The organism is Nostoc sp. UIC 10630, from assembly GCF_010747425.1.
Taxonomy (GTDB): Bacteria; Cyanobacteriota; Cyanobacteriia; order Cyanobacteriales; family Nostocaceae; genus Nostoc.
This window is the reverse complement of sequence record NZ_JAAGOG010000165.1, coordinates 1-18,292: the sequence shown is the minus strand read 5'-3', so window position 1 is coordinate 18,292 and position 18,292 is coordinate 1. Positions and strand designations below refer to the sequence as shown.

The following is an 18,292-nucleotide window of genomic DNA, read 5'->3' as shown; positions in this document are numbered from 1 at the left end:
CCCTCCCCCCTCACCCCTAACTTGCAAGAAGTGATGCTGGGGTATTCTGACAGCAATAAAGACTCTGGTTTTTTAAGCAGCAACTGGGAGATTCATAAAGCCCAAAAATCACTGCAACAAATAGCAGAAGAATACGATCTAAATTTGCGGATTTTCCACGGACGCGGCGGTTCTGTAGGGCGAGGTGGTGGCCCTGCTTACGAGGCAATTTTGGCTCAACCGGGTCATAGTATCAATGGGCGAATCAAGATTACCGAACAAGGAGAAGTTTTGGCTTCTAAATACTCCTTGTTGGACTTGGCTTTGTACCACATGGAAACCATCACCACTGCTGTGATTCAAGCGAGTCTACTGCGGACAGGGTTTGATGATATTGAACCCTGGAATGAGATTATGGAAGAATTAGCAGCGCGATCGCGGCAACATTATCGGGCTTTAATTTACGAACAGCCTGATTTTGTTGACTTTTTCCACCAAGTAACCCCCATTGAAGAAATTAGCCAGCTACAAATTAGTTCTCGTCCAGCCCGTCGCCCATCTGGTAAGAAAGATTTAAGCAGTCTGCGAGCTATTCCTTGGGTATTTAGCTGGACGCAAACCCGCTTTTTGCTTCCTTCCTGGTACGGTGTTGGCACAGCTTTACAAGAGTTTTTGAACGCAGAACCAGAAGAACACTTGAAATTAATGCGCTACTTTTACGTTAAGTGGCCCTTTTTCAAGATGGTGATTTCTAAAGCCGAGATGACTTTGGCAAAAGTAGATATGCAAATGGCACATCACTACGTTCAAGAATTGTCACAATCAGAAGACCAAGTTCGTTTTGCCAAGGTTTTTGACCAAATTGCCAGCGAGTTCTATCTCACAAGAGATTTGGTGTTAAAAATCACCGATCACAATCAACTGTTAGATGGCGATCCTGTCTTGCAACGATCTGTGCAGTTACGCAATGGCACAATTGTCCCCTTGGGATTTATCCAAGTTTCCCTGCTCAAGCGCCTACGCCAGTCTATGAATACTAATGCCACTTCTGGAGTCATCCATTCTCGTTACAGCAAAGGCGAGTTACTGCGAGGTGCATTGTTAACTATTAATGGAATTGCAGCCGGAATGAGAAATACAGGTTGATTGGGAATGGGAAATGGGGAATGGGGAATGGGGAATGGGAATAAGGAACTAATGACCAATGACCAATGACTAATGACAAAAAACAGGATTTTAATTTGCACTTTTTTGGCGCTATTATCAGGTTTTTTTGGTGCTTACACTAGTGGGCAAATCACCATAATGCTGCATAGCCAAAAATGTCAAAACCAATCTTGGGGTTTCCAGGTGATGTGCAACGCTTGGATGACACCAGGAGCAATATGGCAAGGTAGCACAACAGGACTATGGACAGGAACGATTTTAGGAGCGTTTGTTGGGGGTTTGATAACGCGACAAGCTCGTGATTAATCTGTTGACTACTCAATTAAACGTGAGTTAGACGAACCTCTCCCTGCTTTGAACTAAAGTTCAAGTCTTCCCTCTCCGAATCGGAGAGGGAAGGTTTTGCCTAGTAAAACCAGGGAGCAATCCTTTTTGGATAAACTCAATAATCTCTCTTTTGATATGGGGAAAGGTTACTGGGGTTGGGTAAAAGTAAATTCAAGCCCTTTTCCCCTTCCCCTTTCCCCCTTAACCAAAAAGTATTGAACCAGGGAGAGGTTTTTTGATTCAGACAATTGCAATTAACCCTCAGCAGGAGAAAGGTGTCAGCAAGGCTGGTAAAATCTACCCATAGCAAAGAAGAGCAAATCAAATCACTATGCCTACCGAAACTAACCCAGGGAATCAAACTACCACGGGTGCTGATGCTATTGATGAAGCGATCGCACAGGGAATTGATTTTGATGGTTCTCCCATTCCGCCTGCCAAATTAGAACTCTATGGTAAAGTCATGGCGCTAGAAGGCAATAGACAGCGCAGTGGCGTATCTAATACTATGCGATCGCGCATTGTGCGAATTGGTGCAAAACACATTCCCCAAGCAGAACTTGACCAATTACTTGTAGATGCTGGTTTCACACCCCTAAAAGAAAAAGAAATTGCCTTTTTTTATAGCGGTAAATAAATATAGCCAGGGCACATAAAATTTACGTCTACACAAACTCTCCTCCGCCTCCGCAAACTAAGAGAAAATTAAGGTTTTGTTTTAATCCACGGAGGTGGGTTTAGTCTGTGTAGACGAGGTTTTTAAACGCTCGTTTAACGTTAAATTGATTGCCGATTTTTAAATATCCGTTTGTCAGTAGAGTCAATCCAAAGTCCAAAATCTAAAATCTATTTACCTCACACCTCCCAAATTGCCATCGATATTTTGGCTTCTTGAATGTTTTCCTAATCTCGTCAAAAAGTGTATCTTCAGCAAGATATTGTCAATTTTCACTTGCGTTTGAATTGGCACACAGTTATATCTACTTAAGTAACAGCTGAAACACTTGGAGAACACATGTCAGGAACTATGCCAAATTCAGAAATGTTATGTCGAGTTCTCGGCAGTACAGGAGAGAAAGTTTCTGCGATTGGATTGGGTGGTTGGCACATCGGCTTGAAACACGTTGATGAGCAACTGGGTATCCGAATAGTGAGAACAGCGATTGATCGCGGCATCACCTTTATGGATAACAGTTGGGATTACAACGGTGGAATCAGCGAGATTCGTATGGGAAAAGCGCTGCGCGATCGCTACCGCGATAAAGTTTTCCTGATGACGAAAATCGATGGTCGCTCAAAAAAAGCAGCAGCACAGCAGCTAGACGAATCGCTCCAACGCCTGCAAGTTGATTGCATCGATCTCGTTCAGCACCACGAAATTCTTCGATACGAAGACCCAAATCGAATTTTTGACGAAGAAGGGGCAAATGCTGCCTTAATTGAGGCAAAAGCAGCTGGCAAACTCCGATACATTGGTTTCACTGGACACAAAGATCCATATATTCATCTGCATACATTGGAAGTTGCAGCCACTTACGGGTTTAAATTTGATACAGTCCAAATGCCGCTTAATGTAATGGATGCCCACTATCGGAGCTTTGCGAAGCTGGTTGTGCCTGAACTGGTAAAACAAAACATCGGCATTCTGGGAATGAAAAGCATGGCAAACGGTATTCTTCTACGGTCAAATACTGTAACGCCAATTGAGTGTTTACACTATGCTTTGAATCTGCCCACATCGGTTGTGATTACCGGAATTGACAGTATGGAGATTCTAGAGCAAGCTTTTGAAGCAGTGCGGACTTTCCAGCCAATGAACGACGAGCAAGTGCGATCGCTCTTAGCAAAAACAGCAGAAGCAGGAGCGCGTGGCGAATTTGAGCCTTTCAAAACTTCATCAATCTTTGATAGCACTGCCCAAAACCCAGATTGGCTAGGAGAAGAACCACAGCGCCTCCAGCAATTGATGTCAGCATGATGCTTTTTTAAAACTTTTTAGACTGTAATTGCGATCGCAAACTTTTGCCCAAGCGCGATCGCCCATATCTAAAATCTGTGTTTGATTAGCAGCAAAAAAATTTTATTCAAAATTCAATCTATCAAAATAGTGAATTCTTTTCATAACTAATGATGTAAGAACTTCTATCTAGGGATCGATATGGTGAATCAGCTAAATAAAGTAGATTTAGTATACTAAATCACATGAGATTGTATTGTATGAAATCAAATTATTTTACAAAACAGCTTTCCACCGTAAAACGCTGGATGGCTACCACACTGTTTTGTATGTTAGCGATCGCTTTCGTTTGGCAAGGTGCATTTTTCTCAAACACTTCAGCAATGGCTGATCCTGCTGGAACCTTGATCGCATCAAAAGACGCAGGCGATAAAGTTCAAGAAAAAACCAGTAAAGATGCTGGACGAGCTAAAAATTTCATCGACGATACGGCAGATAAAGTTAAGGATGCTGCCAAGAGTAATGCCAATAAAGTTGACCAAGCAACAGACGGTGGTAGTTTTGCTGAACGCAAAGCAAAAAGAGATGCGGCTACAATTCAGAAAAGAGCAAACGAAGATGCATCTCGGACTAAAGAAGCAGTAGACAACACAAAGAATGTTGTTGAGCGCACTGTTGATAATATCAAGGATGCTTTTGGCAAATAGTAATCCTATTTGATAAATGCTTAGATCCCTGACTTCTTTGAGAAGTCGGGGATCTTTTTTTTGTTTACAAAGATTATTTCACCTAGATAAACTAGCGATCGCAGATAAAATTAGCTGCTATAGAACTTATATTTGATTTTTGAAAAAACTCCGTCCGTATAACTTAAAAAGCCTTTTTTACCTATTGCCTCTTGCCTGCCTATCGCACTGCGCTTCGCGCACCACGCAAGTAAGTATGGCTATGCCAACAGATTCCTATATTACTGAACAAGAAAAAAATAATTGTTAAATGTTTGCTAGCAATTAGACTGATCGTATATCTGGAAAACAAGATATTTAACTTTCTTTTTTAATCCCTTAAAAAGGCAAAAGCAAGCGAACGATTTAAGGAATTTCCGCAATACACTTTTGAAAGCTTGACTTTCTATACAAACCATGTAGTCTATTTAAGTGGCATTACTTATTGACAAATGTGCTATGGCTTTATGTAATTGCAACCTAATTTTGACAATTTGTTAATGGTTAACAAATTTTCCACCATTATTAATTACGAAGTTATACTTTCCGCTACAACTTAGTAACAATGTAAGAGTGTGATTATGTGGACAACCCTACCGTGGGAAAATCAAAATACTGAAAAAGTGAAATTAGAGAGGAAAACACTATAATATGCACTTGAGCGAAATCACCCATCCTAATCAGTTGCACGGTTTATCTGTTCGCCAACTGCAACAGATTGCCCGTCAGATTCGAGATAAGCATCTCCAAACCGTAGCAGTTAATGGTGGACACTTGGGGCCAGGGTTGGGTGTTGTAGAATTAACACTAGGACTTTACCAAACACTGGATTTAGATCGGGATAAAGTGATTTGGGATGTAGGACACCAAGCTTATCCCCACAAACTTCTTACAGGACGTTACGATCGCTTCCACACCCTCAGACAAAAGGACGGAGTTGCAGGTTATCTCAAACTCTGCGAAAACAAATTTGATCACTTTGGCGCTGGACATGCTTCTACAAGTATTTCAGCAGCATTAGGCATGGCTTTAGCGCGAGACTTGAAAGGCGAAAAATTTAAAGCCGTCGCTGTTATTGGGGATGGGGCACTGACTGGAGGTATGGCATTAGAAGCCATCAACCATGCGGGACACATGCCGAAAACTAACCTGTTGGTTGTTCTCAACGACAACGACATGTCTATATCTCGCAACGTCGGCGCGATTCCCCGCTATCTCAACAAAATGCGCCTCAGCCAACCGGTGCAATTTATTAAAGATAATCTTGAGGAACAATTTAAGCAAATTCCCTTCGTGGGTGAATCTCTGTCTCCCGAACTAGGACGCATCAAAGAAGGTATGAAACGTTTGGCTGTTCCCAAGGTAGGGGCAGTGTTTGAAGAACTTGGCTTTACCTACATTGGGCCAGTAGATGGGCATAATCTCGAAGAATTGATTGCCACCTTCCAACAGGCACATCAGATACAAGGCCCTGTTTTAGTACATGTGGCAACAGTGAAAGGCAAAGGCTATGAAATTGCTGAACTAGATCAAGTTGGCTACCACGCCCAAAGCCCCTTTAACGTTGCAACTGGCAAAGCTATTCCTTCTAATAAACCCAAACCCCCAGCTTATGCCAAAGTCTTTTCTCACACTCTGGTAAAACTTGCCGAACAAAACCCCAAAATCGTTGGGATTACTGCGGCTATGGCAACGGGGACAGGCTTAGATAAACTTCAAGCCAAACTGCCCAATCAATATGTTGATGTCGGCATTGCTGAACAACATGCAATCACTTTAGCAGCAGGACTTGCAACTCAAGGAATGCGCCCCATAGCTGCCATTTATTCTACCTTCCTGCAACGCGCTTATGACCAGATAATTCACGATGTCTGCATCCAAAATCTGCCAGTATTCTTCTGCTTAGATAGGGCAGGAATTGTTGGATCTGATGGCCCCACCCACCAAGGTATGTATGACATCGCTTATCTGCGTTGTATCCCCAACATCGTCATCATGGCACCCAAAGATGAAGCAGAACTGCAACGCATGGTAGTAACTGGTGTTGAACATACCAGTGGCCCCATCGCTATGCGCTACCCTCGTGGCAATGGCTACGGCGTTCCCCTGATGGAGGAAGGTTGGGAACCTTTGGAAATCGGCAAAGGCGAAATTCTCCGCACTGGCGATGACGTGTTAATCGTTGCTTATGGCACAATGGTTTATCCAGGGATGCAAGCTGCCGAAATTCTCAGCGAACATGGGATTGAGGCAACTGTGATCAATGCGCGTTTCGTTAAGCCTTTGGATACCGAGTTGATTTTGCCTTTAGCTAAAAAAATCGGCCGCGTCATCACCTTAGAAGAAGGGTGTGTGATGGGTGGCTTTGGTTCTGCGATCGCAGAAGCCTTAATGGATGCAGATATTCTAGTTCCTGTCAAGCGATTCGGTGTACCAGATGTGTTAGTAGATCATGCTGAACCTAATGAATCTAAAACAGAACTAGGTTTAACTAGTCATCAAATAGCAGAAAGAGTTTTGCAAGCTTTCTTTAAGCAGCAAGTATCTGCTGTGGTTTAGTTAATTCTTAGTAGAATGAATCGCCCACACCTGAGTCACAAGTGTGGGCGATCGCTAGATTGAATTTAGGAAAACTTTCCTACTTAACTAAGTTAAGTGGGCGTAAATAATTATCGTTGGGATAAGGCAATAGGCAATCTTGCCATAGGTATAAGGGTTTTAGCCTAGTTCATTTTTCTTTTGCCAAAGGCATCTCCTAATCGTGGAATGACCAGAAATTTAGCAGTATATCTTTGAGTCACGCAGATAGCAGCGTTTCAAACTTGACATAAAATTTTAGATTGAATATATATTTTGATGTGACTGATGTAACTTTTATATAGAGTTCAACCAACGTTTCGCTATTAAAATGGCATGCTTGTATAAATAAAGGCAAGTAACAAATTAACTCAGAAAAAAATTTGTTAATTAGCTCAAAATCTCTGTTTATGAGGTTAAGCTGTAGCCAATGTTGAGTAACTTGCTTGCACGGTTGTACCCGTAAGTAAAAAGCACTTAGACCAAAAAAAGTCCTAAATATTACTAATTATCCCAATAAAATTTTTGTTTTTTGTACACGTAGAATTAAATAATATTGTCATAATTTCGGACAAAGAATAAGTATACTTGGCAACTATATAATTTAGACAATTTGGGTTTGAGACAACTTAATGCTGGAATTCTTGAAAAGCCTTTTTGCTTACAAACAGTTTATTCCCCACGGTCATTGCTATCTTTGGAAATCAGAATTAGTGGGGTTGCATGTTGTATCCGACAGTTTAATTGCACTTGCTTATTATTCCATTCCGATCGCGCTAGTTTATTTTGTCCGCAAACGCCAAGACTTTCCTTTCAAGTGGATATTTCTGCTATTTGCAACATTCATTATTACTTGTGGTACTACCCACCTGATGGACATTTGGACGCTATGGTATCCAACTTATTGGTTGAGTGGGTGCATCAAAGCTATTACAGCCATAGTTTCACTGTATACAGCTTCTGAACTTATACCTTTGATACCAAAAGCACTTGCTCTCCCCAGTTCTGCACAACTGGAGGCAGCCAATCGAGAATTGGAACGGGAAATCAGCATACGCAAACAGGCAGAACTTGCACTACAAGAGCGTGAAGCTATGTTGCGGCGAATTAGCGATAATCTGCCCAATGGGGCAATTTATAAGGTAATTCGTGAAGTGGATGGTAGCGATCGCTTTGACTATATAAGCGCGGGGATTGAAAGACTGATGGAAGTCAGAGTAGAAGACGTACTGAAAGATTCAAGTTTGCTCTATCGCCAGTTTATCCCAGAGGACGCAGCACTCCTGTTGGCAGCAATCAAGAAATCGCGGCGGAATCTCTCAGTGCTTGATATACAACTGCGAATCCAAACGCCCAGCGCTCAACTTAAATGGCTCCATTTTCGTTCTACGCCACGCCAGTTGCAAGATGGTAGTCCGGTTTGGGATGGGCTGGTGGTGGATGTCACTGACCTCAAACGTGCTGAAGAAACACTACGCAAGAGTAAAACCTTATTAGAAGAATCTCAGCGAGTTGCTCGCCTGGGTAATTGGGAGTTTGATCTTGCCACTAGCAAAATTACTTGGTCAAAGCAGCTTTTCGACCTCTTTAATCGTGATCCAGCCCAATCAGAGCCAAACTACCAGGAAAATCTGCAACTGTACTGGGCAGAAGACGCAGGAAAATTAGCCCAAGCTACTGAGCGGGCAATGTCAACTGGCGAATCTTACAAACTCATTCTGCGCGCATCTCCAATTTACGGGTCTACTATTTATATTGAGGGGATTGGACATGCAGAATTCAACGCGGATGGAAAAGTAATTCGCCTTTATGGGACTGCCCAAGATGTTACAGAACGGCAAGCCGCACTCAACAAACGCAAACAAGCCGAGGAAGAACTCCGACGCAGTGAAACGCTGCTAGCTACTGCTCAAAAGATTTCCCATCTGGGCAGTTGGGAATGGCACTTAGGGTCTGAGAAACAAATTTGGTCAGCCGAAACCTTCCGCATTTTCGGTCTAAATCCTGCTGAATCAGTACCGACGCAGGCTACATTTCTCCAAATGCTTCACCCAGAAGACCGACCAGTGTTGCAGAGGCATTTACTCCAAGCGATCGCCAATGGCAACCCTTTCAATCTTGAATATCGCATTGTCCGACCTGATGGCTCATTGCGCTACCTGGAATCAAGAGCAGAGGTAGCTTATGATACTCAAGGTAAGACCATTAGACTGTATGGAGCTATTCTAGATATTACAGAACGTAAAGAAAGCGAGTTAGAAATCAGCAAAAACCGCGATTTGCTAGAAGCTGTCTTTAACGAATCCGCTGATGCGCTCTTTTTGGTAGATACAGAAACGTTACTGACCATTGACTGTAATAATCGTGCAGTAGAACTATTTGCAGCTTCAAGCAAAGCTGAACTCATTGGTATTGAAGGTCATACTTTACAAAAAGAGCAGTTTACTTCTGATGAACTAACCAGCATTGTCGAAGAAATTAACCAGCAAAGGTTGTGGAGTCATGAAATTGAATACTTCACCAAGCAGGGCAATTGCTTTTGGGGAAACATAGCAATCAAACAAATTGGGGTTGCTGACCGAGTGATGAATTTGTTACGAGTTACGGATATCAGCCCCAAGAAGCGGATCGAAGAAAAACGCCAACGAGCAGAAGTAGCCTTAGCCAAAAGTGAAGAACAACTCAGGCTGACGATGGAATTTAACCATATCGGTAGTTGGGCTTGGAATTTGCTTGATGGGGCAGTCATCTGGAACGACAACCACTTTCGCTTGTTAGGGTTAGAACCAGAAACATCATCAGCTAAATACCAGGTATGGCGCAATGCTATTCATCCAGAGGATGTTGAGCGAGTTGAACAGGCTCTATTCAACGCCACAACTCAGAATACTAATTATGAAGCTGAATATCGAGTGATTCATCCTGATGGCAAAGTGCGCTGGTTGGTTGGAAAAGGACGCAGTATTTACAACGAAGCAGGTAAACCTGTGCGGATGTTGGGTGTGGTGATTGATATTAGCGATCGCAAGCAAGCAGAAATTGCTCTGAAAGAAAGTGAGATTCGCTACCGTGCCATTGTCGAAGATCAGACTGAACTCATTGCCCGATATTTACCAGACGGTACACTTACGTTTGTCAACCAAGCTTATGCAGTTTATTTTGGACAATCGCCAGAGGAAATGATCGGCAGCCGCTATCAACCTATTATCTTTGAGGAAGATCGGGAGCGAGTTGTTCAATTAGTCGCTTCAATTAGTGTCGATAATCCTGTTGCGATCATTGAGAATCGCGTCGTTGTGGCAAATAAAGTGCGTTGGACTCAGTGGCATAACCGAATGCTGTTTGACGAGCAAGGATGCTTTATCGAATTTCAATCAGTGGGACGCGATATCACAGCCCTGAAGCAAATTGAAGAAACACTTTTTCAAGAAAAAGAATTAGCTCAGGTGACGTTGCAATCGATTGGAGATGCAGTTATTACCACAGATGCGTTTAGCAGGATTCAATACCTCAATCCCATTGCAGAATCTCTGCTCGGATATAGTGAAGCATCTGCACAAGGGTTGCCGTTAAAAGAAGTCTTGAGAATTGTGCATGAAACGACACGGGAGGTAGTTCAGAACCCAATTGAGCAAGCGTTAAAAGAAAATCGAATTGTGAGTTTAGCAAACCATACCGTCTTAATTACTGAGAACGATCAAGAGATTGCAATTCAAGATTCCGCCGCGCCCATTCGCAATCGTGAGGGAGAAGTTATTGGCGCGGTTATGGTGTTTCATGACGTGACTCAGAACCGCTTGCTTTCGCGTCAGCTATCCTGGCAGGCAAGCCATGATGCCTTAACCGGATTGGTGAATCGCCAGGAGTTTGAGCGGCGGGTTGAACAAGCATTGCACCTTGCTTCTTTAGACTACCAGGTTTATGGGTTGTGCTATTTGGATCTCGATCACTTCAAAATCGTAAATGATACCTGTGGTCATGTGGCTGGAGACGAATTACTGCGTCAAATTACTGTCTTATTGCAGGAGAAGATTCGGAAAACTGACACACTCGCACGCTTAGGCGGCGATGAATTTGGCGTATTACTCACTCAGTGTACATTAGAGGAAGCTTTACGAGTTGCCAACAATCTGCTTTCATGTGTTCAAGAGTTCCGGTTTGTTTGGCAAGAGCAGGTATTCTCAATTGGAGTAAGTATTGGCTTGGTCGATATCGACACGAATAGCAAGAGCCTTGCAGAGATTATCAGCACGGCTGACGCGGCTTGCTATACCGCCAAGAACCGCGGGCGGAATCGCGTGTACGTTGCTCAGACTGACGACCAGGAGCGACTGCAACAGCGCGGTCAGATGCAGTGGGCCAGCCGTATTTCTCAGGCTTTGGAAAGTGATTGGTTTTGTCTTTATGTTCAAAGGATTGCCGCTATTACCCCGACAGAGCAAAACGGCGACTATTATGAAGTGCTGCTACGGCTTCGGGATGAGCAGGGAAAATTAGTGCTGCCGATGGCATTTATTCCAGCAGCAGAACGCTACAACTTGATGCACCTGATCGATCGGTGGGTGATTCGGACTCTGTTCAGTAATTGGACAAGGGTCGTTGACAATAAAAAAAGCATCTATGCAATTAACCTTTCTGGTTCTAGCATCAACGACGATCTGTTCATTGACTTTCTGTATGAGCAGTTTACCCTATACCCCATCTCACCCCAGTGCATTTGCTTTGAAATTACCGAGACCGTGGCGATCGCCAATCTGCTCAAAGCCAGGCAGTTCATTCAAAAACTTCAACGGATGGGCTGTCGCTTCGCATTGGACGATTTTGGGGCAGGGATGTCGTCCTTTGCCTATCTCAAGTCTCTGCCTGTAGATTACCTCAAAATTGATGGCAGTTTTATTCGTAACATTGTCGAGAATCCTGTGGATAATGCGATCGTGACAGCAATCACGCGTATTAGCAGTGTCATGGGTATTCAGACGATTGCTGAGTTTGTGGAGAATGACGCTATTTTAGAGCGAATTACGGCACTAGGAATTGATTACGCACAGGGATATGGCATTGCAGTACCTCGCCCATTGGGGAAAATATAGCCTATTCCCGTAGCTGCTTCTCTTCCTTAGATTGGCTATAGTTTTAAAACACGCCCTAGTTAAAGTCACTTTAAGTCAAGCCTCGAAATCACAGCATTTTGTCATTGCTTAAAAAATCAGACAGTTGGTTCCTGGTATTTGACTCCTCGTTTTTGATGACGGTCATTAGCAACAATAGGATAAACAATGCTGCGTAACCGATTGATCGCACCGACAGGACGATGCACTGCTAGACCATTCCCAGGAGAAAAACTGAGATTTTCTCCAAAGTCATTTTCTTGGGGAGAATTAACCTTTTGATGCTTAATTGTTAAGCGGCCAACTGTAAAGAAAGGTGATTCCTCTTCATTCCAAACAATGGTTGTATCATCAATAGACATCTCTGGGCTGGTTTGAAATTGGATTTGAAAGTCCCAATAGTACTCAGCATCAGGCTTTGCTAAAGCTTGAATGATATCCTCTCGGTAGTAGTTGTCCTCTGAACCTGATGCTTTGGCTTTTCTTAGCTCACTTTCTGATCTCGACTCAAAAGGAAGTTGTTGATGAGGTGATTGACTGGAAACCGGAGTAAATCCATATTTAATTACAGCTGGATATTCCACAGGAACTCGACCTGGTTGAGATGGATCAAAACCAGATTTGAGTCCTACAGAAAACGCTGAAGCACTCCAATAACGTTCTTTAAGTAAACTCTTGGGAAAACGTTTGAAACTAGTTTGTAAAAGAGTGGATTCGTAGGGATGCAACTTTAGCCAAAAAAGCACCAACAGCTTAAAAAGCGGAAACAGACCTGCTCGATAAACCGTCAAAAAGAAGCTGTGGAAGTCTTTGATGGTTCTAACAAAAAAGAATTCGGTATTGTGGGTAATAATATCTTGAGTTTTTAACTCGTGACTTTGCGATAGTCGTTCTCCTTCTACGCCGATCACTTTTACGGCCATGGAGCGCGTATCTCCTTCATAGTCATTCTTGACTGAAAACGCACCATTGGCAAATCGTAACCAAACTGGATATTGTTTTGGTGTGGCAAATAAACCTTGTTTGAGGGAAATGGCAGAAAGTTCCGCTTCAGATAATGAGGTGCGTTTGCTCAATTCCTGCTTAATTGCGGCTTCATCAAAGTCAAAGATTTCTAGAGTTCCTTGAACAGCAGCGTGGGTTTTAGAATGGGTATCTCTTTTTGCAGTTTTTTTCTTCTTACCTCCGTAAAGATTTTCCATGTTCTTTTTGACTAACTCACTCATGAGATCGCAATATTTGAGTTCGTCTTTTTCGGGATATTCGGTAAAAAGCTTCATTTTTTTTACAGGTAGATTTAATAATATGGCGATCGCTAATTTGCGAAAGCGATCGCACTCAAAGCTGATGTAGAATCTTGCAATCTCTTTAAAGGTCAAAAGTAACTTTATACTTCTTACCTGATGGAGGAACGTTGCGATTCACTAAATCTGAGACTGTGTTGGTATTCTGAAGAATTTCCCAACCCACAGGAGAAAAAGTTTCTTTATTGAAGATATTGGGTGATAGTAAAGGATTGGTTAGTGCCTGAGAGAAGGCATCAATCCCAATTAAGCGTGCTACTAAAGCAGGGATAGTTGAATTCTCGCGTCCATCTTCGGCATAAAGCCCCACAAAGAACTCAATCTTATCAACATGACCATATAATTCTTTGAGTTTTTGTTGAGCAAATTCATTGCCAGTAACTTGCTCAAATCTAGTCACTCTGGGGAAACCACACAATTCCCGATAATCGTTGTAGCTTGCCAATTGCAGTTGTCGTCCCAGTCTGATTGAGGGTAACTCGGTTAATTCCACCAATATATCAGGGGTATTGAATAAACCAATTTTTGTACCTGGTTGAGAACAAGTTTCTTCCATCAATGCCCCCAAACCTTGGTCAATAAACATCTTATTGTTCCAAAGAGATGTAACAATATGCGTTGGTTTACCGTTATAGTTAAACGTTTCTGGAATCGCACTATGCCAGCGATAAACAAAGTCAAACTCAATTGCCATATAGTTGGGACGATGCCAACTTTCCTTTGTAAAAGCTTCTGGATCGGCAAACAACTTAAAGTGATAAGGAGTGATGTGGTTAATGTACTCTTCCATGATGATTTTTAAAATAATCGCCATGAGAATATTTCTCGATGTTTGGAAGAGGCGTTCATCATCCCAATCTGGATAATTGCGTGCTAATTCATCACAAAGACGATTATGTTCCCGGAAACATAGAGTATTGAGCATTACATAGCCAATTTGTACGTTTGCTCGTTCTACTCCCATCGCAAACATATATTGTTTTTTGTCTACGTGCTGTCTTTTTTCATCATTAATGGGTTCATAAAGTCCCTCAAATTCAGGTTTAACCTTATCCTGTGCTGGATCGGCATAATAGAATAAAGGATATTCTTCTTCTACACCATCTTGGCGTTTGAGTTTCTGAGTCTTTAATTTACCTCCTTGAAAACTTCTTAAAAGATGTGTTTGTTTTCTGGTTAAACCATAAACATTACACAAATCAATTTCATGGTTGGAAGTATTTTTTAGTTTATTGTAGTGATTAAGGCGAAGAAAGCTATCTGTAAACCACTGCACCCAATAGGGAAACAGCATGGTTGATTTGCCAGAATAAATAGTTTTACCGTCTCTTTTACGGAATAAAATAGCTAAGTCTTCAACTTTGGGTAGATTACCCTCAGCGTTTAACTTGGGATCGGGTGGTAGATGCCTTCCTGTATAAGTGCGATCGTTGAGAGATTCCCAGGAAGTATAAGTATCAGTTTTCTTAGGAATATTAGTATCAGGAATATGCTCATCCAGAGTCATCATGCTGTAGGGATTAGGACGAGTTGGAATTTTATAGATGAGACTGTTAAGCAGAGTTTTATTAACTTTACGTGCAATAGATTTGTTACTTTGGAGAAGTTTCCAAATCGGCTTAAAGTTTGTTAAAACTAATGTTTGAAGTTTGTTACCTAACCCGTCTTTGGATGTATCTCTTTTTCCAGCCATAATTATTTCTTCCTTCTGTTTTCCAATTCTGTATTCGATGCAGTCTAAATTTATCTACTTTGATTACTCAAATTAATTCGACTTATTTCAGCTTGGAAATAATCTTTTGTAGATTTTTAGGTCGATAGTCTTTGCGATTTTTCAAACGGTTAATTGTGCTTTCATGAAGGTCTTCAATGACATCGCTGACCTCACGAAACTTGATTCCTGCTAATTTAAAGAATCCAGCGTCGTTTTTAAAGTTACATTCATAATTGGGGTTAATACCTGTAGGAATCACACTTATATCGAAGTCAAGCCCCAATTGCATCTCACCAATGGAATCAATCATCCACTGTAAGGCAGCATCTGATAACCCACTATGTTCTTCAGTTCCACCACCAACGCAGCCGTGTCCACCAGGGAACCACTTTTGAATCACTCTTTGATTTTCAGCATCAGGATGCTTTTTCATGGGCGTGACATCAAAGACTTCACGAATTTCGTCGATCGCCACCGCGTGCAAGGCATTCTGAACACATTTGTTTAAAGTAGTGTCATGGAATCTGTAACGCTTATTCAGTTGCTCGTTCAACTTGCTAAAAGCGGGTATCCCAGGAATACCAAGGGCCCCAACGGTGTCAAAACAACCTAGCAAGGAGATAGGAACGCGATCGCCGTAAGCTTGACGGTATTCCACAGCTTCCTGATCTTTTGGTTTAACACCTCGTTTACGGTAAAGCTCATAAGCTTCATGGGCTTTGGTGACATGGGGACGGTCTAGAAGACCGGAGCAATAGATCATCCCCGCTAAACTTCTAACTGTGTAAGCACCACGACTGAAACCGAACAGATAGATTTCGTCACCAGGAACATAGTTGAGGCTCAGAAATCGGTAGCCATCTTCTATATTTCTATCGATTCCTAGTCCGGTAGCTCCCCCTAAAACCTTTTGACCCTCGGCTCCAACCCCCTCGTCATAAAATACGATTTGTGCAACCCCGTCACTAGCCATCGGTTTTACCGATTGAGCTAACTTAACCACATTGCTAGGGTAAGCACTTGTTAATTGTTGCCAGGTTCCATCACAGCAAATAACAAGACGTTTCATAGTTTTATTTCAAATCCTTTGAGGAATTAGATCAACTTTTTATTAAAATGTGACTTTTGCATAAAGTTAGGGCAAAAGCATTTTTGATATTAACTATATATTTAGTTTTTTAAATGCTTTAGCGAAATATACTCTCACTTTTATAATGAGAATGCAAGGACAGTTAAGACAGTTAAGGAAGAAATTAATTAAATAAATATTAAGTAATTATCTATGCCGCAAAATCATCAAAAAACTAAAAATATTTAATAATTGAATTTTAGTTTTTAAAATGAAATCATCAAGGTGCATTAAAGTAAAAAATATTGCTTAAGTAATTCGGCGAGAAAATTCAATGTATATGAATAAATATAAATTGTCTGTAGGGGAGACAGTTGCGTGGGCGGGTCTCCCCAATACGGTTCGGATAAGCATTTTTCACTTTCCTTGTGGTCTGGGTAAAGGGTAAGGGGTAAAGGGGAAAGGATGTATTCAAAACATGAGTCCCTTTCCCCTTTACCCTTTAACCGAACCGTATTGCGGGTCTCCCGACTTGAGCAAACTAGCGTCGTGTTATGCCATCTTAAATTCTTGACGATGCGTTGCGCTGCGCGACAACACACCCTACAGTTAAATTTCTTAACATAGCTTGAAATATTAGCGCCGACTTACTTATCCACTAACTACGTTTTTCTATGACACTTTCTACAAACCACGTTTATCCCGTTATTTGGCACAATGAATCGGTGTCACTAATTGACCAAACGCGCTTACCCAACGAATATACATTTGTGGAAATCCACCGCAGTGAAGATATGGCGCGCGCGATTAAAACTATGATTGTCCGAGGTGCGCCTGCAATTGGTGTAGCTGCGGCTTATGGAATGTATCTTGGCGCAAGGGAAATTGAAACTAGCGATCGCACCGAATTTTTGCAAAACTTAGATAAAGTTGCTCAGTTGTTGCGTTCTACTCGTCCGACGGCGGTAAATTTATTTTGGGCAATCAGCCGGATGATGAAAGTTGCCAAGAAAACGTTGGGAACTGTTGAAGACATTAAGCAAACCCTTTTCCAAACAGCCCAAGCAATCAACGTTGAAGATTTGCAAACCTGCCAAGCGATCGGCGACAATGGTTTGGCAGTTTTGCCCACTACTCCAGAAAAGCTGACGCTACTTACTCACTGCAACGCTGGGGCGCTAGCTACGGCTGGTTATGGTACAGCTTTAGGTGTCGTGCGTTCCGCTTGGAGGGAAGGACGTTTAGAGCGTTTATTTGCCGACGAAACCCGTCCCCGCTTACAAGGCGCAAAACTCACCACTTGGGAATGTGTGCAAGAAGGTATTCCAGTGACATTAATTACTGATAATATGGCAGCCCATTGTATGAAACAGGGTTTGATTCATGCTGTAGTTGTGGGTGCCGATCGCATTGCTGCTAATGGCGACACTGCTAATAAAATTGGTACATATAGTGTTGCGATCGCAGCTAAGGCACATAATATCCCCTTCTTTGTGGCTGCACCCCTTTCCACCGTTGATTTTGAATTGGCCGATGGCAGCAAAATTCCAATTGAAGAACGCGATCCAACAGAAATATATCAAGTCGGGGATACTATTCTCACACCTGAAGGTGTCGATTTTTACAACCCAGCTTTTGATGTGACTCCGGCTGAGTTGATTACAGCCATCATTACAGAGAATGGAGCGATCGCACCTGAGGAATTGGTGAAATTACAGCTAAAGCAATTACCGATTGACTTAAATCCGAATTAATGGAGAACTTGCGCCGAGTTCTCGATAACTCTAAATCCGAATAACGGAAACTTTATAGGGGATTGCCCCAAAAAAATCTCCGACTTTTTAGAAAAGCCGGGGATTTTGTTTTTTGACTACTTTAAAATCTAAGGGATCAAAATTTATCAGCAATTTTTTCAATAATTTTATCTAAACTTCATATTTTGACTAAATTCAATAAGCAAAATCCGCAATTACTTTTTCAAAAGAAGCTTTGACTTTCTCAAACCCCAGTTTGCTTTCTCATTTTGGTATTTTCCGCAAGTAAAATCAGCTTTGACTTTCTCAAACCCCAGTTTACTTTCTCATTTTGGTGTTTTCCGCAAGTAAAATCAGCTTTTGCTTTCTCAAACCCCAGTTTGCTTTCTCATTTTGGTGTTTTCCGCAAGTAAAATCAGCTTTTGCTTTCTCAAAATGCCATTTGACTTACTCAAACCCCAGTTCGCTTTCTGATTTCGGTGTTAAGTCAAATCACCCCCCTTAATCTCCCCTTGTAAAGGCTACGGTGTACAGACAAATCATCTGATCCCCCTAAATCCCCCTTAAAAAGGGGGACTTGAAGAAATTTCCCCCCTTTTTAAGGGGGGTTA

General features: G+C 42.0%; 11 protein-coding genes. 8 read left to right on the top strand and 3 right to left on the bottom strand.

What is annotated here, in order from left to right:
• The 7 genes from G1O98_RS28570 to G1O98_RS40260 all read left to right on the top strand — a co-directional run.
• Window positions 1-1,125 (top strand): phosphoenolpyruvate carboxylase (locus G1O98_RS28570; protein WP_163935225.1); only part of this gene is annotated, 1,125 nt, incomplete at its 5' end.
• Between the two features lie 72 nt (window positions 1,126-1,197).
• Window positions 1,198-1,452, top strand: coding sequence for a hypothetical protein (locus G1O98_RS28565; RefSeq protein ID WP_163935222.1), 255 nt, complete (start codon window positions 1,198-1,200; stop codon window positions 1,450-1,452).
• A gap of 352 nt (window positions 1,453-1,804) precedes the next feature.
• Window positions 1,805-2,110, top strand: coding sequence for a DUF4090 family protein (locus tag G1O98_RS28560; protein ID WP_163935219.1), 306 nt, complete (start codon window positions 1,805-1,807; stop codon window positions 2,108-2,110).
• 378 nt (window positions 2,111-2,488) lie between these two features.
• Complete coding sequence (locus tag G1O98_RS28555; protein ID WP_163935216.1) at window positions 2,489-3,451, top strand: aldo/keto reductase; 963 nt, start codon at window positions 2,489-2,491, stop codon at window positions 3,449-3,451.
• A 239-nt stretch (window positions 3,452-3,690) separates the two neighbouring features.
• Window positions 3,691-4,137, top strand: coding sequence for a hypothetical protein (locus G1O98_RS28550; RefSeq protein ID WP_163935213.1), 447 nt, complete (start codon window positions 3,691-3,693; stop codon window positions 4,135-4,137).
• A gap of 669 nt (window positions 4,138-4,806) precedes the next feature.
• Window positions 4,807-6,714: a 1-deoxy-D-xylulose-5-phosphate synthase gene (dxs, locus tag G1O98_RS28545; protein ID WP_163935210.1), complete on the top strand. Its 1,908-nt coding sequence runs from the start codon at window positions 4,807-4,809 to the stop codon at window positions 6,712-6,714.
• Window positions 6,715-7,364: 650 nt separating this feature from the next.
• The gene (locus G1O98_RS40260; protein ID WP_163935207.1) at window positions 7,365-11,822 is read left to right on the top strand and encodes a PAS domain-containing protein; all 4,458 of its coding nucleotides are present in this window, start codon (window positions 7,365-7,367) and stop codon (window positions 11,820-11,822) included.
• A 116-nt stretch (window positions 11,823-11,938) separates the two neighbouring features.
• On the opposite strand, the gene G1O98_RS28535 is transcribed toward G1O98_RS40260, so the two are convergent.
• The 3 genes from G1O98_RS28535 to G1O98_RS28525 form a co-directional block, all read right to left on the bottom strand.
• Complete coding sequence (locus G1O98_RS28535; protein WP_243458567.1) at window positions 11,939-13,219, bottom strand: catalase; 1,281 nt, start codon at window positions 13,217-13,219, stop codon at window positions 11,939-11,941.
• The gene (locus G1O98_RS28530; protein ID WP_163935204.1) at window positions 13,209-14,837 is read right to left on the bottom strand and encodes a peroxidase family protein; all 1,629 of its coding nucleotides are present in this window, start codon (window positions 14,835-14,837) and stop codon (window positions 13,209-13,211) included. The genes G1O98_RS28535 and G1O98_RS28530 overlap by 11 nt, the downstream gene beginning before the upstream one ends.
• An 82-nt stretch (window positions 14,838-14,919) precedes the next feature.
• Window positions 14,920-15,927 carry a DUF2235 domain-containing protein gene (locus tag G1O98_RS28525; RefSeq protein WP_163935201.1) on the bottom strand — a complete coding sequence of 336 codons (1,008 nt, stop codon included), beginning with the start codon at window positions 15,925-15,927 and terminating at the stop codon, window positions 14,920-14,922.
• A gap of 674 nt (window positions 15,928-16,601) precedes the next feature.
• On the opposite strand from G1O98_RS28525, the gene mtnA reads away from it, so the two are divergent.
• Complete coding sequence (gene mtnA, locus G1O98_RS28520; RefSeq protein WP_163935198.1) at window positions 16,602-17,681, top strand: S-methyl-5-thioribose-1-phosphate isomerase; 1,080 nt, start codon at window positions 16,602-16,604, stop codon at window positions 17,679-17,681.
• The last annotated feature ends 611 nt before the right edge of the window (window positions 17,682-18,292 follow it).